This window comes from Pseudomonas reactans (assembly GCF_013387025.1).
GTDB lineage: Bacteria > Pseudomonadota > Gammaproteobacteria > Pseudomonadales > Pseudomonadaceae > Aquipseudomonas > Aquipseudomonas reactans.
This window is the reverse complement of sequence record NZ_JACAQP010000008.1, coordinates 41,247-57,538: the sequence shown is the minus strand read 5'-3', so window position 1 is coordinate 57,538 and position 16,292 is coordinate 41,247. Positions and strand designations below refer to the sequence as shown.

At 61.3% G+C, this 16,292-nt stretch carries 18 protein-coding genes; 11 read left to right on the top strand and 7 right to left on the bottom strand.

The features are described 5' to 3' along the window. Positions 1-41: 41 nt before the first annotated feature. The gene (locus HX793_RS11420; protein ID WP_177095509.1) at positions 42-1,289 is read left to right on the top strand and encodes a hypothetical protein; all 1,248 of its coding nucleotides are present in this window, start codon (positions 42-44) and stop codon (positions 1,287-1,289) included. On the opposite strand, the gene HX793_RS11415 is transcribed toward HX793_RS11420, so the two are convergent. Further along, positions 1,290-1,877 (bottom strand): TetR/AcrR family transcriptional regulator, encoded by a 588-nt coding sequence (locus tag HX793_RS11415; RefSeq protein ID WP_177095507.1) that lies wholly within the window; start codon positions 1,875-1,877, stop codon positions 1,290-1,292. Between the two features lie 108 nt (positions 1,878-1,985). Here HX793_RS11415 and HX793_RS11410 point away from each other — a divergent pair, with 108 nt between their 5' ends. Further along, positions 1,986-3,224 carry an epoxide hydrolase family protein gene (locus HX793_RS11410; protein WP_177095505.1) on the top strand — a complete coding sequence of 413 codons (1,239 nt, stop codon included), beginning with the start codon at positions 1,986-1,988 and terminating at the stop codon, positions 3,222-3,224. A gap of 67 nt (positions 3,225-3,291) precedes the next feature. After that, a complete protein-coding gene (gene solA / locus HX793_RS11405) occupies positions 3,292-4,467 on the top strand; it encodes an N-methyl-L-tryptophan oxidase (RefSeq protein ID WP_177095503.1) in 1,176 nt (391 codons plus the stop codon). Between the two features lie 12 nt (positions 4,468-4,479). On the opposite strand, the gene HX793_RS11400 is transcribed toward solA, so the two are convergent. Next, positions 4,480-5,202, bottom strand: coding sequence for a BPL-N domain-containing protein (locus HX793_RS11400; RefSeq protein ID WP_177053522.1), 723 nt, complete (start codon positions 5,200-5,202; stop codon positions 4,480-4,482). A gap of 126 nt (positions 5,203-5,328) precedes the next feature. Between HX793_RS11400 and HX793_RS11395 the strand changes: the two genes are divergently transcribed. After that, positions 5,329-5,955 carry a LysE family translocator gene (locus HX793_RS11395; RefSeq protein ID WP_177053523.1) on the top strand — a complete coding sequence of 209 codons (627 nt, stop codon included), beginning with the start codon at positions 5,329-5,331 and terminating at the stop codon, positions 5,953-5,955. On the opposite strand, the gene HX793_RS11390 is transcribed toward HX793_RS11395, so the two are convergent. Beyond that, positions 5,956-6,582 carry a glutathione S-transferase family protein gene (locus HX793_RS11390; RefSeq protein ID WP_177058754.1) on the bottom strand — a complete coding sequence of 209 codons (627 nt, stop codon included), beginning with the start codon at positions 6,580-6,582 and terminating at the stop codon, positions 5,956-5,958. A 130-nt stretch (positions 6,583-6,712) separates the two neighbouring features. Between HX793_RS11390 and HX793_RS11385 the strand changes: the two genes are divergently transcribed. After that, positions 6,713-7,168 (top strand): VOC family protein, encoded by a 456-nt coding sequence (locus tag HX793_RS11385; RefSeq protein WP_016976469.1) that lies wholly within the window; start codon positions 6,713-6,715, stop codon positions 7,166-7,168. Here the strand turns inward: HX793_RS11385 and HX793_RS11380 are convergent. Then, positions 7,146-7,772, bottom strand: coding sequence for a TetR/AcrR family transcriptional regulator (locus HX793_RS11380; RefSeq protein ID WP_016976468.1), 627 nt, complete (start codon positions 7,770-7,772; stop codon positions 7,146-7,148). The genes HX793_RS11385 and HX793_RS11380 overlap by 23 nt on opposite strands. A 136-nt stretch (positions 7,773-7,908) precedes the next feature. Between HX793_RS11380 and HX793_RS11375 the strand changes: the two genes are divergently transcribed. Beyond that, a complete protein-coding gene (locus HX793_RS11375; RefSeq protein WP_177095501.1) occupies positions 7,909-8,349 on the top strand; it encodes a hotdog fold domain-containing protein in 441 nt (146 codons plus the stop codon). Between the two features lie 38 nt (positions 8,350-8,387). On the opposite strand, the gene HX793_RS11370 is transcribed toward HX793_RS11375, so the two are convergent. After that, entirely contained in the window at positions 8,388-10,124 is a 1,737-nt protein-coding gene (locus HX793_RS11370; protein ID WP_177095498.1) for an OPT family oligopeptide transporter, read from the bottom strand. 152 nt (positions 10,125-10,276) lie between these two features. Further along, positions 10,277-12,334, bottom strand: coding sequence for a methyl-accepting chemotaxis protein (locus HX793_RS11365; RefSeq protein WP_177095496.1), 2,058 nt, complete (start codon positions 12,332-12,334; stop codon positions 10,277-10,279). Between the two features lie 316 nt (positions 12,335-12,650). On the opposite strand from HX793_RS11365, the gene HX793_RS11360 reads away from it, so the two are divergent. Both HX793_RS11360 and HX793_RS11355 read left to right on the top strand, forming a co-directional pair. Further along, positions 12,651-13,163 carry a M35 family metallo-endopeptidase gene (locus tag HX793_RS11360; RefSeq protein ID WP_016976464.1) on the top strand — a complete coding sequence of 171 codons (513 nt, stop codon included), beginning with the start codon at positions 12,651-12,653 and terminating at the stop codon, positions 13,161-13,163. 75 nt (positions 13,164-13,238) lie between these two features. Next, the gene (locus HX793_RS11355) at positions 13,239-13,703 is read left to right on the top strand and encodes a hypothetical protein (protein WP_025999744.1); all 465 of its coding nucleotides are present in this window, start codon (positions 13,239-13,241) and stop codon (positions 13,701-13,703) included. 42 nt (positions 13,704-13,745) lie between these two features. Here the strand turns inward: HX793_RS11355 and HX793_RS11350 are convergent, their stop codons facing one another. Further along, positions 13,746-14,360 (bottom strand): pesticin C-terminus-like muramidase, encoded by a 615-nt coding sequence (locus HX793_RS11350; RefSeq protein WP_177058758.1) that lies wholly within the window; start codon positions 14,358-14,360, stop codon positions 13,746-13,748. Positions 14,361-14,524: 164 nt separating this feature from the next. Here HX793_RS11350 and HX793_RS11345 point away from each other — a divergent pair, with 164 nt between their 5' ends. The 3 genes from HX793_RS11345 (at position 14,525) to HX793_RS11335 (ending at position 16,291) form a co-directional block, all read left to right on the top strand. Further along, positions 14,525-14,908, top strand: a complete 384-nt coding sequence (locus HX793_RS11345) for a transcriptional regulator (protein WP_016976461.1) — start codon at positions 14,525-14,527, stop codon at positions 14,906-14,908. Positions 14,909-14,990: 82 nt separating this feature from the next. After that, a complete protein-coding gene (locus tag HX793_RS11340) occupies positions 14,991-15,644 on the top strand; it encodes a DUF2589 domain-containing protein (protein ID WP_016976460.1) in 654 nt (217 codons plus the stop codon). A gap of 71 nt (positions 15,645-15,715) precedes the next feature. After that, positions 15,716-16,291, top strand: coding sequence for a DUF2589 domain-containing protein (locus HX793_RS11335; protein WP_016976459.1), 576 nt, complete (start codon positions 15,716-15,718; stop codon positions 16,289-16,291). Position 16,292: the final 1 nt, after the last annotated feature.

Sequence of the window (16,292 nt, the reverse complement as noted above, 5' to 3'; positions counted from 1 at the left end):
CCGGCCCTGTTCCTCGCCTGCCGATAAGGAAGTCCTGTCCCATGAAGTTGCCGTTTTCCGCTGCCCTGCTCGCGTCTGCCCTGCTGGCGCCTTCCTTTGCCCAGGCCGATGACGCCGCGTTGGTCGACACGCTCAAGGCCTTCATCCGTTGTGACGAGACGTTCTTCAGCCGCCTGAACACCCATCGCGACGCCTGGCAGGCCTATGCGCCGCTCAAGCAGCAAAAGGACTTCACCTGGATCGCGGTGCGCGACCGCACCGAACCCAAGGCCTCGGCAGTGCCGGTGAGTGCGCCGGCCATCGCGGGGTTGAAGCTGCTGTCCTATAACGACGAGGTCAGCGATCTTGGCCCGTTGGGCCTGTATTACTTCTGGGGCTTTACGGTGGACGGCACGATTGATGAAGTCGCCCCGCGCGTGGCGGCGTTGCTGGATCAACCTGCGGCCCTGCAAAAAGGCGACGGCCAATACACGCGCAGCGAGTTGAAGGTGGGCAACAGTTGGCAGGCGATCAAGCCGATGCCGGGCAAGGCGCCGGGACTGCGCAATGTGGAGCGGGTGCTGATCGTGGAGCCGGAGGGCACGCATTCTCGTGTGAGCTGTTCGGTGCAGGGTGGCGTGAATGCCGGGCTGCTGGCGCTGCTGCGGCCGGACATCGCGCCGGTGGATTACCCGCGCACCGTGGCGGAAACCAACCTCGGCGATGTGCCGGTGCCGCCCAACGTGCTTAAGGGGCTCGACGCGCCGCTGTTGCAACCCAAGTTCAAGACGTTGAGCTACAGCTACCTGTCGAAGAACGACGCGGGCAAGGACGCACCGATCACCATCCGCTTCAAAACCGAGGGCGGTTTGCTGGTGAAGAATGAAGCCTACGGCGCCGCCTTCAATGTGGACCGTTTGATGCTGGCGGACCTGATCCAGCTGAAATCGAAAATGAACGGCGTGGGCGAAGGCCAGGTGCTGCAGACCCGTGAGGCCGAGGTGAAACTGCCGACGAGCTGGGCGCCGGGCCAGACCCTGAGTGCGCACCTGAAGATGGCCAATGTGCCGGTCAAGCCTACCGACAAACCGCTCGAAACCACCTTGACCTGCAAGGTGGGCGAGCGCTTCCCGGCGCGCCAGGTGTTTGCGTCGCTGACGGGCGATGCCATTCGGTTGACTTGCGAGCAGGACGGTTATTCGTCCAATCGCGCGTTTATCAAAGACCTGGGCGTGGCGCTGACGCTGGAGTCGACGTCGAGCCAGACCCACTACGTGAATGAAATTCAGACCCTCGACGTGGTGCGCTGACTAAAGCCCCTGCCCCTGCAAAAACGTGTCGACCTGGCGTTCGAAGCCAGGTCGCTCGAACTTCACCAGCGCCATGCGCCACAGGCCTTGCAGGTAGGTAAGGATCACCGAGGCGGTCACTTGCGGGTCGAGGGATGCTGGCAGCACGCCCTGGGCCTGATCTTCGCCCAGGCGCTCGGCCATGATGCCGCGCACCGCTTCCAACCCTTGTTCAGCGCGCTCGCGCAGTTCCGGGTCTGACAACACCACGTCCGTCACCATCGCGGCCACCATGCACAGGGGCGATGGCATCTGTGCGCCTTCCAGGTCATCGAGGATCACGCTGAAAAATGCGCGAATACCCTCGGCCGCCGTGGGCGCCGATACCAGGGCTTCCAGGCGCCGCGCCACCACATCATCTTCGTAACGCTGCACGCAGGCCAGGTACAGCTGCTTCTTGCTCTTGAGCGAGTTGTAGAAGGAGCTTTCACCGATGTCCATGACCTTGAGCAAGTCGCGCAGGCCGGTGGCGACGTAGCCGCGCTGCCAGAACAACACCTTGGCCTTCTCGACGGCCTGGTCGTAATCAAACGCAATTTTTCTCGCCATGGTTCACCTGCCGATTCTGTATCGGCCGATACAATATCATTGACGAGGGATTTCTGCCCAGGCTATTTTGTAGCGGTCGTTACAAACCATTGAACCCTGGAGACAGAAATGCCCGCCACCTTCGATTTTTCCGCCCATCGCCCTTTGGTGTTGCCGCCCGCCACGGAGGCCGTCACCCCGTTTGAGGTGCACGTGCCCCAAGCCGCCATCGAGGATTTGCAACTGCGTTTGCGCCTGGCCCGTTGGCCCGATCAGGAGTTGGTGGAGGACTGGTCCCAAGGCGTGCCGTTGGATGCCGCGAAGTCACTGGTGGACTACTGGCTCAACGGCTATGACTGGCGCACGTTTGAAGCGCGCTTGAACAGCTTCCCGCAGTTCCGCACGCGGATCGACGGCGTGGGTATTTACTTCATTCACGCCCGCTCGCCGCACCCGAACGCCACGCCGATCCTGCTGACCCACGGTTGGCCCGGCTCGGTGCTGGAGTTCCTGAATGTGATCGAGCGCCTCACCGATCCGGTGGCGTTCGGCGGCAAGGCTGAAGACGCATTCCATGTGGTGGTGCCGGCGATTCCCGGCTACGGCTTTTCCGACAAACCCACCGAGCAAGGCTGGAATCCGGCGCGCATCGCCCGGGCCTGGGCGGTGCTGATGACGCAGCGGTTGGGTTACAAGCACTGGGTGGCCCAGGGCGGCGACTGGGGCGCGGCCATCACCACCGCACTGGCCGGCCAGGCACCCGAGGGCCTGATGGCCGCGCACGTGAATTTGCCGATGGTGGTGCCGGCGCAATTGCCCGCCCACCCCACCGAAGAAGAGCGCCAGGCCTTTGAGGACATCGAGCGTTACGTCAGCGACAAGGCCGGCTACGCCAACCAGATGAACACTCGCCCGCAAACCATCGGCTACGGCCTGAACGATTCGCCGGTGGCCTTGGCCACGTGGATGTATGAAAAGTTCTGGGAGTGGACCGACAACAACGGCCGCCCCGAAGACGCCCTCACCCGCGACCAGATGCTTGATGACATCTCGTTGTACTGGTTCACCGGCACCGGCACGTCCAGCGCGCGCCTGTACTGGGAAGGCGTGGGCGCGACCATTCGTGGCGCGGACTTCTTCTCGTCGTCGCGCGGCGGCGTGGAGCGCATCCAGGTGCCGATGGGCGCGAGCATTTTCCCCGCCGAAACCTTCAAGCCGCCACGGCCGTGGGCAGAAGCGGCGTGGGCCAACCTGTTCTATTGGAATGCCGTGGACAAGGGCGGGCACTTTGCGGCGTTTGAACAGCCGCAGGTTTTTGCCGAGGAACTGTGGAAGGCGTTCCGGCCGTTTCGCGCGACCACAGGCTGATCGGACCCTTGTGTTTTAGCCGTGGCTGCACTCAACTATGTGGCCTCCCCTCTAGCGAGTATCGACATTGGAACGTTATGAATCGCTGGTCATCGGCTTGGGCGCCATGGGTGCAGCCACGGTGTACCAACTGGCCAAGGCCGGTGTAAAGGTCGCCGGTATCGACCGTCATCACCCGCCCCACACGTTTGGCTCCAGCCATGGCGATACGCGGATCACCCGGTTGTCGGTGGGTGAAGGCGCGCAGTACGTGCCCATCGTGCGCAATTCCCATCGCATCTGGCGGGAGTTGGAGGCGCTGTCGGGGGAGTCGCTGTTCGAACAGTCGGGGTTGCTGGTGCTCACCTCCCGTGAGGATTTCGACCCAAGCGATGAAACCGACTTCACCCTGCGTACCATCGGCCTGGCGCAAACCTACGGTATCGAGCATGAAGTGCTGGACGCGGCGCAGATTCGCCAGCGCTTTCCCCAATTTGCCCAGGTGGTCGACAGCGCCATCGGCTACTACGAACCGGGCGGCGGGTTCGTGCGGCCCGAGCGCTGCATCGAGGTGCAACTGCGCTTGGCCGAGCAACAGGGTGCGACGTTGTACAAGGGCGAAACCGTGACCCACATCAGCTCGGACGAGCACGGCGTGACGGTGACCACTGACCAACGCACCCTGCTGGCTGACAAGCTGGTGGTCAGCGCGGGCAACTGGGCGGGCGGTTTGCTAGGAGCGCCGTTTGATCGGTTGCTCAAGGTCTATCGTCAGCAGCTGTTCTGGTTCGAAACGGAGCCGGATGCAGCGCTGGTCGGCGCGTCTCCTACGTTCATTTTTATCCATGGGCCGGGCGAGGGTCATACCAACTACGGCTTCCCCGCGTTGCCCGGTGAAGGCAGTTTGAAAGTGGCGACGGCGCAATACCACACCTCATCCACGCCGCAGACGCTGGACCGCACTGTTTCGCCCGCCCAGGAGCGGGAGATGTACGAGCAACAGGTGCAAGGCCGCATTGCCGGGCTGACGGCCAAAGTGGTCAAGTCAGCGGTGTGCGCCTACACGGTGACGCCAGATCACCACTTCATCATCGACCGGCACCCGACGTTGCAGCACACCTTGGTGGTATCGCCCTGTTCGGGGCACGGTTTCAAGCATTCGGCGGCGCTGGGTGAGGCATTTGCGCAGTGGTGCATGAAGGGCGAGAGCGAGTTGGATCTGTCGTCGTTTTCTTTGAAGCGTTTTGAAGGGCAATCGTTCTAAGAACAAGGGGCTTCAAAAGCTGCGGATCAACGAACCAAACAGATCACCCTCGGGCATTTTGCTCACTGGGATCTCGGCATTCTCGAACCACTGCTGGCTGGCCTCAGGGTGCGGGCCGCTCAGCACCACCACGCCCTTTTCAAAGGTATACCGCGCCGCCGCGACGTCACCGTTGCGGTAGGTGGCGATGGTTTTGTACGACCCTTTCGGAAAGTAGGGGCCGTCCTGGAAGAACACGTGATCAGGCTTGCCCGCCCACGTGACTTGTACGGCGGCGTCGGCGATGCCGGGCACTTCGAAACCGGGGCGGCCGGCTTCGCCGTCGAGGTCCTGGGGGATCAGGCCAAGGTTGTTGTCGTCCGCCAGGTAGGCGCCCATGCACAAGCCCAGGTAGCGGCCGCCGTTGGCGACGTAGCTGCGGATGGCCTCGCTACGTGCCTCACCCAGGCTGCGCAGCGCTGCGGGAATGTCCTGGCCGCCGCCGGGTTGTACGTAGAGGTCATAGCGCGCCAGGGTTTGTGGCGTGATGTCGATCGACTCATCCGCGCCCACAAAATCGATGTGATAGTTGGGATTGAGTCGTTGCAGGGCCTTCGCCACGTTTTCGGAACAGTCATCACAACCCGCCGGGCCCCGGTAAATGGCGACGTGGGTGATAGGCGTCGCGGCCTCGGCCGGTGACGGCAGCAACAGGACAAAGGCAAACAACGTGGCAGTGACGGCTCGCAGGTTCATGGCGATGGGCTCCAGGGCGGACACCCCAAAGCCTATAGCGATTGCGCCGTTCAATCCGTTAACAGTTGTAAACGCCATTCACTTGAGGATAACTGGAGGCCGTGCCCTATTTCGAGAGCGTCCGCCATGTTTGAACTCGCCTCCCTCATCACCTATGTCGCCGTAGTGATTGGCCTGTTTCTGATTCCAGGCCCCTCTGTGTTGCTGGTGATCACCCGCACCGTGCAAGGCGGGCGCAAGGTCGGCGTGGCGACCGGGCTGGGCGTGGCGTGCGGCGACTTGCTGCATACCCTGGGCGCGGCGTTGGGGTTGTCGGCGATCCTGATGACGTCGGCCACGGCGTTCAACGCGGTGAAGTGGGCCGGTGCGGCCTACCTGATCTACCTGGGCGTACGCGCGTTCATGGCCAAGACCGGCACACAGGCGGGCCTGACCTTGCCCGCCGTCACCCCGCGCCAGGCGTTTTTCCAGGCGGTGGGCGCCGAGGTGCTCAACCCGAAGACTGCGATTTTCTTCCTGGCGTTCCTACCGCAATTCGTCCACCCGGAATCCGGCTCGTCGCTGGTTCAGTTCGCGGTGCTGGGCCTGATCTTCTCGGTGCTCAGTGCGCTGTACACCAGCCTGCTCGCCCTCGCCATCCGCCCCTTGAGCCGAGGCATCAAGGGGCTGTCCAAACTGCGGCGCTGGGAAGGCAAAATCATCGGCACGCTGTTTATGGGCCTCGGGCTAAAGGTGGCGTTGCAGCAGCGTTAATCACTGGGCAAACGCATACGCCCCGCCCTGCTCCACCGCCTTGCGATACGCAGGTCGCGCCTGGAATTTCTCCACCCACGCCGCCAGGTTCGGGTAGGCCTGCAACTTGCCCTGGGCTCTGGCGATTTCACCGATAAAACTCATCTGGATGTCCGCGCCGCTCAGCTCATCGCCAAGCAGGTAGGCTTTGCCCGCGAGCACGTCGTTCAGGTAACCGAGGTAGTTGGCAACTTCCGATTCGATACGCGAATGCAACGGCGCGCCTGCCTCGCCCAGGCGGCCGACGTAGAGGTTGAGCATCAACGGCAACATGGCCGAGCCTTCGGCAAAGTGCAGCCACTGCACGTAGTGGTCGTAGGTGGCGCTGGCAGGGTCCGGTTGCAGACGGCCCTGACCGTGGCGGCGGATCAGGTAGTCGATGATGGCAGCGGACTCGATCAGCACCAGGCCGCCGTCTTCGATCACCGGGGATTTGCCGAGCGGGTTGATCGCCTTGAGCTCCGGCGGCGCGAGGTTGGTTTTCGGGTCGCGTTGGTAGCGCTTGATCTCATAGGGCAGGCCGAGTTCTTCGAGCAGCCACAGGATGCGTTGCGAGCGTGAGTTGTTGAGGTGGTGGACGATGATCATTGAAGGCTCCGCAGGGCGAGAGGAATGTCTTGGAAACAGACTACGCCAGCCTTCGGGAGTGCCGACAAATTATTTTCCACGTGACGGACGCCGTGGTTACCATGGGGATCGGTTCGAGAGGAGGCACACCATGGATCTGAAATTCAGCCACGTCGACATACTGGTCGAAAACCTTGAAGAAGCCTGTGCCTATTACGCACGCATTCTCAAGGCACGCATCTCCAAGACGTTCGTGTGGGAGCGCGGCGGCCTGCATGTGCGCTATGCCGTGGTGTTGATGGGGCAAGAACGCTTCATGCTGGTCCAGCCGATCGCCGGCAACCTGCGCGAGCTATTGGACGCCCACGGCGAAGGCATGATTTACCGCCACTGCTACACCACGCCGGACATCGAGATCGCTTATGACGAACTGATCGCCGCCGGTGTGCAGCCGGAGAACGAAAACGGCGTACCCCTGGCCCGCGAGAACCTGCAATCGCCGTCCGGGGGGCGCATTATCTGGCTGCCCAAGCGCTTCGGGCATTTCTCCATGGAGATCCTCGAAGAGGCGACGCTGGAGGCGTTTATTGTGGAGGCGTTTGGCTGATCGAGGCCCACGCCGCCTGTGCCAGCAACGCGGCGTAGTGATTCGGGCTGTGCTTGACCCGGCCGGATAACCACGCACGGGCATAGCTTTCGGCCGAGCCGATGATCAGCGACAGCAGCAGTTCTGCCGGGATATGGCTGAACGCCTCACGGCGGCCTTCATCGCTCATCCACTCGGTCAGCTGTGCATTGCGCTGCTTGTTGCGGGTGAGCAGCTCATCCTTGTGCGGGCCGTTGGCCACGGCGAAACGGCTCTGGAACATAAAGCGCGCCCATTCGGGTTGCGCATCCACCCACTCCACATAACTGCGCACCAGCGCTTCCACGCCGGCCTGGGCGGTTTGCGCCTGCTTGAGGTGTTGCTCCCGCAAGGCGGCCTGATCTTCCAGCGCGGCAAAAAACAGCGCGGCGACGATGCCTTCCTTGTTGCCGAAATGATGGTAGATCGCGCCCACGCTGGTCTCGCACCGCGCGCGGATGGTTTCGATATTCGTCGCTTCAATACCCACGTCGTTAAAGCTGGCCAGGGCCTCGCGCAGGATGCTGCGCTTGAGGTCGCTGCGCCGGCCCGGGAAGGTGCGCTCGATCAGGTCAGGTGCATGCATGAAGTGGCTCGCCAAATGTACGGAGTCTAAAGGTACAGCCGCCCGCAGAGAAGGCATGGCTTGACATGGCTGGATTTTACGGAATATTGTTCCGTTACAGAATATTATTCTGTAATCATTATCAGGAGGATTATCCATGAGCCAGTTTCTCAACATGTTCAACAGCGCAGGCCCCGAAGCGTTCAGCCAAATGGCCTGCCAGGTGGCGCCCTACTTCAGCACCATCAGCCCCCAAATCGCCGAACTGCGTCCTGGGCATGCCGTGGTCAACGTGCCGTTTCGCAAGGAAATCACCAATCACCTGGCCTCGGTGCATGCCATCGCCCTGTGCAACGCCGCTGAGCTGGCCGGTGGGACGATGACGGACGTGTCGATCCCCCAAGGCGCCAAGTGGATTCCGAAGGGCATGACCGTGGAGTACCTGGCGAAGGCCAAGTCGAACATCCGCGCCGTGGCGGATGGCAGCGGCATTGATTGGTCCACCGCGGGGGACAAGATCGTGCCGGTGGATATTTTTGATGAGGGCGAAGTGAAGGTGTTTACCGCCAGGATCACCATGAATGTGAAGATCGCCTGAGGCCATGGCGGCAGGCTCGGCAACTGCCGAGCCACGCTTCAGCCCATCATCGACCACAACGAAGCGCCTACGCCGGTGATGCTCTCCCCCGCAATCAAGCCGGCGGCGGCGGTAATCGCAAAGCGCTCGGTGAGGCTCGGCCAGCGGCAGCTCAGCAGCCAGGTCAGTATGGCGCCCAGGGCCATCATCAGCGAAACCGAGGCCGGCAGCACAAAGGCCAGGCCCAGGGCGGCGGCACTCGGGAGGAAGCGGGCGCGATGGGCAGGCAAGAGGCTGTCCGCCACACCCAGCAGAACACCGACCAAGCCGCCGATGGCAATTGCCCAGCGGATGCTGGTGGACAGTGAATCCAACCCGTGGGTAAGGGTTTGCGCCACGGCTTTCCAGGTGGCGACCGCCGGCGCCGGCCACTCTTCGGTGAGCAGCATGGTTTGCGGATCCGGGATCAACGCCAGGTAGGCGAAGACGCCAACGATACTGCCGATGAAAATCCCCAGGATCTGCGCGATCACCTGCTTGTGCGGCGTGGCGCCAATGGCCTTGCCCACCTTGAAATCATTCATCAAGTCGGTGCACTGCCCGGCCGAACCACCGGCCGTGTTGGCGCTCATCAAGTTGATCGGCACCTGCCCCGGCGCGACGATGCCGAAGCTCAGCTGGGACAGTTGCCCAATGGCGCCGATAGGCGGAATGCCGGTGGCGCCCACCACGCGCGCGGCGACGGCGGCGAGGCAGATCGCCAATGGAATGGTGAGCAACGCCATACCGAGATTGATGCCAAATAGCGCTGCCTGCAGGCTCACCACCAGCACGATCGACAATACAAAACCGGCGGCCGGCCCCGGCTTGGGCACTGTCCAAGTCGAACCGCCGCTGGCGTCGGTTGACCGGTACAACGCCCACAAACGAATCGTCAGCGAGGCCAAGGTGGAACACACCATCAGGCTTACGCCCGGCCACAATAACCACTCCACCAACGCGGCGAACTGCGGGCCGCTGCTGTCAGCCGGCAGCGTCACCAGCTGTTGCGCCAACAACCAGGGACCCAGGCCACCCCAGGCGAGCAAGGCGCCGAGCAGCAGGGTCAGCCCCACGCGAATGCCGATGATGCCGCCAAAGCCCACCAACAACAGCGAAGGGTCGGCGGTGAAGGTCAGGCGCTCCAACTGGGCGCTGGGTGACCAGCGCGGGAAGGCCCACATAAAGGTATCGACCCACTTGACCAGCCCGGAGAGCAACGCGGCGCTGAGCAGCACCTTCAAGCGCGTCGCGGCTTCGCGCCCATGGTTGTAGATGTGCAGCAAGGTCTCCAGGGTGGCCATGCCCTCGGGGAATTTCAACGCCTTGTCATTCAGCAACGAGGGCCGTAGATACCAGGCGATCCAGATGCCCAGGAAACTCACCGAGAACACCCAGGCAATCATGGGGATAGCGTCCAACTGGTTGCCCGTCAGCAAGGTATAGGCCGGGATCGGCGCTACCAGTCCGCCGGAAATGATTGAAGCCGCGGCCGAGGCGACGGTCTGGTTGATGTTGCTTTCATGCAAGGTCCACGGCAGGTGGTCGGTGGAACGCTTGGCCACGCCTTGAAAGATGGCGTAGCCGATCAGCAGCGCGATGATCGACATGTTGAACGACCAACCGATTTTCAACCCGGCGTAGACATTGGAAGGTGTGAGCAGGATGCCGAGGACACTGCCGGTGATGACGGCGCGCAGGCTGAGTTCGCGGGTGACGGGGCCGTGCGGGAGGGTTGTTGGCGGGGCTGAAGTCATGCGGAGTCCTTTCGGCGACGAAACAGAGCGACCTAGTAAGTGAGCCCTGTAGAAGCCGAAGGTTCCTGTGGTGGGGGGAGCTTGTTGTGGTGATTGGGCTTCCTGTGGGGAGCGGGCTCACCATAGGAAGTTTGCTGACCACAAAAACCTGCTCAGCCCAGGCGAAACCGCGCGGTGTTATCGCTCAATGCCTGGCTGCCCTTGCTCAAGGTGTCGGCCGCGCGGTTCACTGCCCGTGCGCCGTCAAGCAAACGCCCTGCCGCCTGGTCCACTTGCTGGATATTGCCGCTCACTTCATCCGCCGTCGCCGCTTGCTCTTCAACAGCGGTGGCGATCTGCGCCAAGGTGTCGGTCACGTGCTGCACCGCACCGGCAATCTCGCCCAAACGTGTGCCCAGCCCGGTGACGGATTCAGCATCCGTCAGGGCCTGTTCACACGCGGCGCCCATCAACGTGACCGCCTGGCTGACCGTGGCGCGCAGGCTGTCTACCGTGCCAGCGATCTGCGCGGTGGACGCCTGGGTGCGTTGCGACAAGCTGCGCACTTCATCGGCCACCACGGCAAACCCGCGGCCCTGCTCACCGGCACGGGCGGCTTCGATGGCGGCGTTGAGCGCCAGCAGGTTGGTCTGTTCGGCAATGCCACGGATGGTGTCGACCACCGATTGAATCTGCTGGCCTTGCTGGCTGACCTGCTCCAGCGCATCGGCGGTGTCGGTCAGGCGCAGGTTGAGTTGCTGGATGCTGGCCGTGGTGCGCTGGCTGTCGCGGCTGCTGTCTTCGGCGATGCGTCGGGTCTGCTGGGCGCTGCCCGAGGCTTGTTCGCAGCTCTTGGCGACGCCCAGGGACGTCGCGGCCAATTGGGTGGCGGCGGCGGCAATCTGGCTGATTTGCTGTTGCTGGTCTTCGACTTCGGTGAGGGTGCTGCCCGATTGCGAATTGAGGGTCAGCACCGCCGCCCCCAGTTGCTGCGTCTCGTGATTGACCCCCAACAGGCTGGTGCGCAACTGCACCACCGCCACGTTCAGCGCGGTGCTGATGGCCGCGAGCTCGTCGCGCCCTTCCACCGCCACCTCGACGCACAGGTTGCCGTCGCGTAGCGACTCGGCCAGGGTGGTGATGCCACTGGCGCTGCGGCGGATCGAAGCTTGCAGGCAGATGAACAGGTACAACGCAGCCAACGCCAACAGGCTGAAGGTCGCCGCCACCGGGACGAACTTCTGCAGTGAGCGATCACGGTAGTGACCCAGGCGCGCATCCAGCGAATTGAGCGATTGGCTACGCAGCGCGCCCAGGCTGTCGAGCATGTCGTCGACACTGGTTTCAAAGGCCGCCGTGTCGAGTTTGATGGTGCCGCCGAATACGCCGTCGTCGAGCACTTTGAGTTCGTTGTCCAGGCGTTGCAGGCTGCTGTCGTACTGCGCCGTCCATGGTTCCAGACCGGCATACTGCTTGGCCTTCAGCGAGGCCGCGGCCTTGACCAATTGGTCCCGCGCATCGCCGATGCGGCTGCGCAGGTCACGCATCTGCAAGCGGCTTTGCAGGGTGAACTGCCCCGAAGCGATGGACGACTGGCCGACACTGGCCATGCGGCCAATACGCTCGATCAGGTCGGGGGTGTGCTGGGTGGACATCTGCATCAGCAGGTAGGTTTCCAGCCACGGGTCGAGGATCAACCCGGCGTCGAGGGTGATCTGCTCGCGAAGGGTCTGCATCGCGGTCAGGGCCGAGGTGAAACGGTCGTAACCGTCCGGCCACCAGCCCACCGTGCGCAGGGATTGGGAGTCCATGCCCTTGACTGTCGCCTGCAACGCCTCGAAGCGCGCGAGGATATCGGCACTGGCGTTCTGGGCTTTGAGCGAATCGCCCAGGGCTTGCAGGCTTTGCAGGATCACCGGGAAATTGGCATCCACCTTGTCCATCGCCGCCTTCGCCGCCGGGGTCGGCGCGTGCAGAATGTCTGCGGCTTTCCAACGCGCCGCCAGGTTACGTTGGGCCGTCAGTTGGCCATCCAGCGCATCCAGGGCCAGCAGTTGCCGAACCCCGGACTGCTCGCTGGAAATCACGGTCAGTTTGTCGCGATAGTCCGAGCCGATCATCCACAGGCTACCCGCCAGGGGCAGCATGAACAGGAAGAACAGGATCTGGAACTTGCGCGCGAAGCCGAAACGCCCCAGCAGGCGAATACCCGGTGACAAAAGGCTGTGCATGTCCGACCACTCCCCAAAAACGACCCACGCGGTGCACCGCTGGGTGAAGCTTTGAAATGACTGACGGCAAAATGCCATGTCATTGATTAGCTTGGCTCAAGCAAGATACGGGCCGTTGATAGAAGGGCTGGAGACAGACGGGCGCGCCCACTGAGCGTGCACGTGCCGTGCTCGAAAATGGGGCAAAAGCACTCAGTGGCGAAGGGATAGCTGTAACTAATGGCGCAGTGCGTAGGAACAGCGGAATTACTTCCTGCTGATGAGCACTTTTCCTCCCGCTCACACTGAAATCTCCTAATACCACTGGAGATTCATCATGGCACGTGCACTTAACAGCTCCGAACGCAGAACTTTCCGTGCAGCTCGCTATGCCGCGTTGCGCTCACTGGAATTCACCATCCATCACCTGAACGGCGGCAATGCCGATGTCGCTAGGGTGTGGATGGGCGTCCAGCAACCTGGAAACCTGCAAGTCTTGGCTCAACGCCTGGACCGAATTTTTCAGGCACTGCAAAACATTCATGAAGGGCAGGTCAACTGCGAACCCAATGCAGATTGGTATGCGGAGGTCCACCCCAACGACGCGGGACATCACATTACGCTGGGAGGGGCATTCTTCACCGCCCCGACCTATGGCAACGACTCGCGCGCTGGCACGTTGATCCACGAAACCAGCCATTTCAACGATGTGCTGGGCACCGACGACCACGCCTACGGCCAGGAGGCCTGCCTGCGACTGGTGCAACAAGCCGAGCAAGGCGACGGCAACCTGCACACCGTCCTGACCAACGCCGACAACTGGGAATACTTGGTGGAACACACCTACTGAGTTGCGATCGCAGCACTCGAAAAAGCCTGTTATCGAACAGGCTTTTTTCATCACCCGCTCTATCAGGAGTTGACCATGGATCGTCGATTACTACGTGCCTTCTCGCTCGCAATGGCGTGCTCACTGGCACCCTCTGCTTACGCACTGAATACTGAGGAAGCCGAACCTCACCTACTCATGGAGTACGCCGTGACCTTGAGTGCCCATGCAGCCAAACATCAGTGGCAACGTTTGTGGCATGCCACGCGTCTGGCCCACTACTTCAACCCGGCTCATACCACGCACTTCACACCGCCCTCGAGTAAAGCAGGCGAGAAGATCGTGCACACGCTGGCCAACGCCACCAGTGTCACGGCGTATAAAACCAGCCTGGCAACGTATCGTTATGAGTTCGGCGATAAGGTCGGTATAGAGCGCGGCATTGCTGTCACCGCGATCTGCGTCGATGTCGATTGGCGCAGCCTGCCTGAAGGCACCGACGCTGAAGACGCAAGCGGCATGGGCAGCGTCAGTCTGCTGCTGGCCCGACCTTGCCCGTAACCCAAAAAAAGCCGCCTGGCTAAATTAGCAGGCGGCTGTCCTTCAACTGTTTGATCGGTCATCGGCGGGCTTGTCAGCCCTCATCAACGCCGCCTCCGCTTTGCGACGGTCGTGGTAACTGTCATGAAAGTCTTCCAGGGTAGCGATAGCATCCGCCCATTTGCGCTGCGTCACTTGCCCCCAGAATATTGGCGTGCGGGTCGCCAGGTCTCCGTACTGGAAAGCGACCGAGGCGATGGCCGTCTGCACTCCGGCAGGCAAGTCGGCAAAAGGGATAACCCTCTCGGTGGGCAACTTGGCGAAAAGAAGTGATGTCGCCTTATCGTACTTGGTCATCAGCGTGTGAATGAACTGAGCCTCGTAGGCGTCGTCGATCGCCTTCGCATCGGCCACACTAATCTCCAGCGGATGCTTCTGAAGGAACGCCTTCGCGTCTGCGCCTTTGAGGTGCAGGTAAGGCGCGAGGCGATCACGCAGATCTGCGCGCAGCATATCCAGGTTGCTCTGCTGACCGATGTCAAAGCCGGTCGCGATAGTCACGCCGCTCTGGCTTTTATCCGCCAAGGGCACATAGCCCCTGGTTATCGACGCACCTTCCTGCTTGCCGATAAACGCCATATCAACGGCACTTTCTTTCTGGGGTGATTTCTCGTTCATGGTGAGTTTCCTTTGGGTTTTAGGAAACCGCAGTCCATCACCCTCACCGCAACAGTATCAGAAGGTAAAAGTTCCCTACTCTCATAGGTAAAGTTTCCTACTGCTTATCGGCATACGTACCTTCCAAGCTCTGAGCAGCTTCGCACCCCAAGGAGGTATTACCGATGGAACAGAAAGATCTGGAACTCATTGATGTACGGCAACTCCCTCACTCACTTCAGGTGCTGATTGCCTGCGTCGGACTTGAAAGCGCTTTTCGGCTGACGTGCGTGTATGGCGGACGCCCGAAATACATTCCCAAACATTCTCAACGCACCTCACTGGCACTGGTCCTCTCGCCAGAATCACTGCAAGCCCTGATAGATGCCTTTGCGGGTATCTCGCTGGAGATTCCGAAGTCCGATCATTTCTTTCGCCAGATACGAAACCAGAATATCCAGACCGGTATTTCCGATGGTATTTCGCGCAGCGTATTGGCCGAGAAGTACGGCCTGAGTCTGCGGCAAATAGCCAATATCCGGCGCCAGGAAGTTTGCTTTCATCGGTAATAACTTCCTACTGAATCAACCGTTGCGCCATGGATAGATTGAAGTTGCGCACTTTCGCGCACTCTCGATAAGGAAATTAAAAATGCCAGATCCAATTGATAAAGGGCTTATTGGCGGCGTGATTGCCGCACTGCCTCTGGACAAGATGATCAGCGGTCCGCTGATGGCAATGATCCAGGCTCAGGTCGCCGCGAGCAAAGCGTATGCGGACTTCATCATGGGCGTGTGCATCCAGGACGGCAAAGCCGTCTCGGTGCAGTTCGACTATGACGAAACCCTGGTCGACGACAAGGGGGTCTTCAAGGGCACGGTCAACAAGACCATGCGCATTCCGCTGCTGGCGGCCATCAGTCACCCGAACATCACCATCGAAGAAGGGACCATCGACTTCGAACTGACCATCAGCCAGATGGCTGAAGACACCAGTTCCAGCGATGTCTCCGGCAGCTTCGAAGCCAAGATGGGTTGGGGCCCGTTCACGGTCACGGCCAAAGGCGCTGCCAGTCACAAGTCGTCACAAACGCGCAAGACCGACACTCGCGCCCGTTACGCCATCCACACAAAGATCGTTCGACAGGACCCACCGGAAGCCTTGATGCGCGTCATCGACTTCCTCACCGAGGCCGCCACCAAACCGATCATCCTCCCATCAGCCGCCCCAACCAGCGCCGATACCCTGCCAACCACCGGCGTGCTGCCTATGCCTGACGCGAAGTCCGACGGCAAAGCCGCGTAACAAAAAATGGCCCACCTCGCCCCGCCCGCCACTCAGGCGGGGCAACCCTCTCACGACTTAAGGAGATCACCATGGCACTCTTTTCACGCCCCAAGGAACCCATGTCGGCCAGCGACTTGAGCCACATTACCCGGGGGTTGCACCAGGCAGCGGCGGCCACGCACAACCTGATCGCCCAGCAATACATCACCTTGTTCGACCAGTTCTTCGATTACAACACTGAAGACCTCGGCACCCCGATGAAAGCCAAAATGGTCGAAATCGCCCTGACCGAAAGCCACACCATCAGCGTGCCGCTGATTGCGTTGGTAGCCCCCAAGGGCCTGGCACTGCAAAAGATGGACGTGGAGCTATCGGTGAAGATGCACTCCAGCGAAGTGCAGAAAGCCAACCATGACCTGGAAAACGGAGACCTGCACAGCGAAAAGTTTTTCGTGACCTTCGGCAACTCCAAACGCGAAGGCCAGGACCGTGACCCGGATGAAGTCCAGATCCGCATCGAGTTCAAGGCGTGCGAACCGCCCGAGGCGATCAACCGCATCATTGAGGAATACACCAACCTGATCAGCCCGAAGGCACAAGCACCGATCAACCCGCCGATCCCTGAGCAACCCTTCAACCTGGGTCCGTCAGATTTCGCGCCTTGAT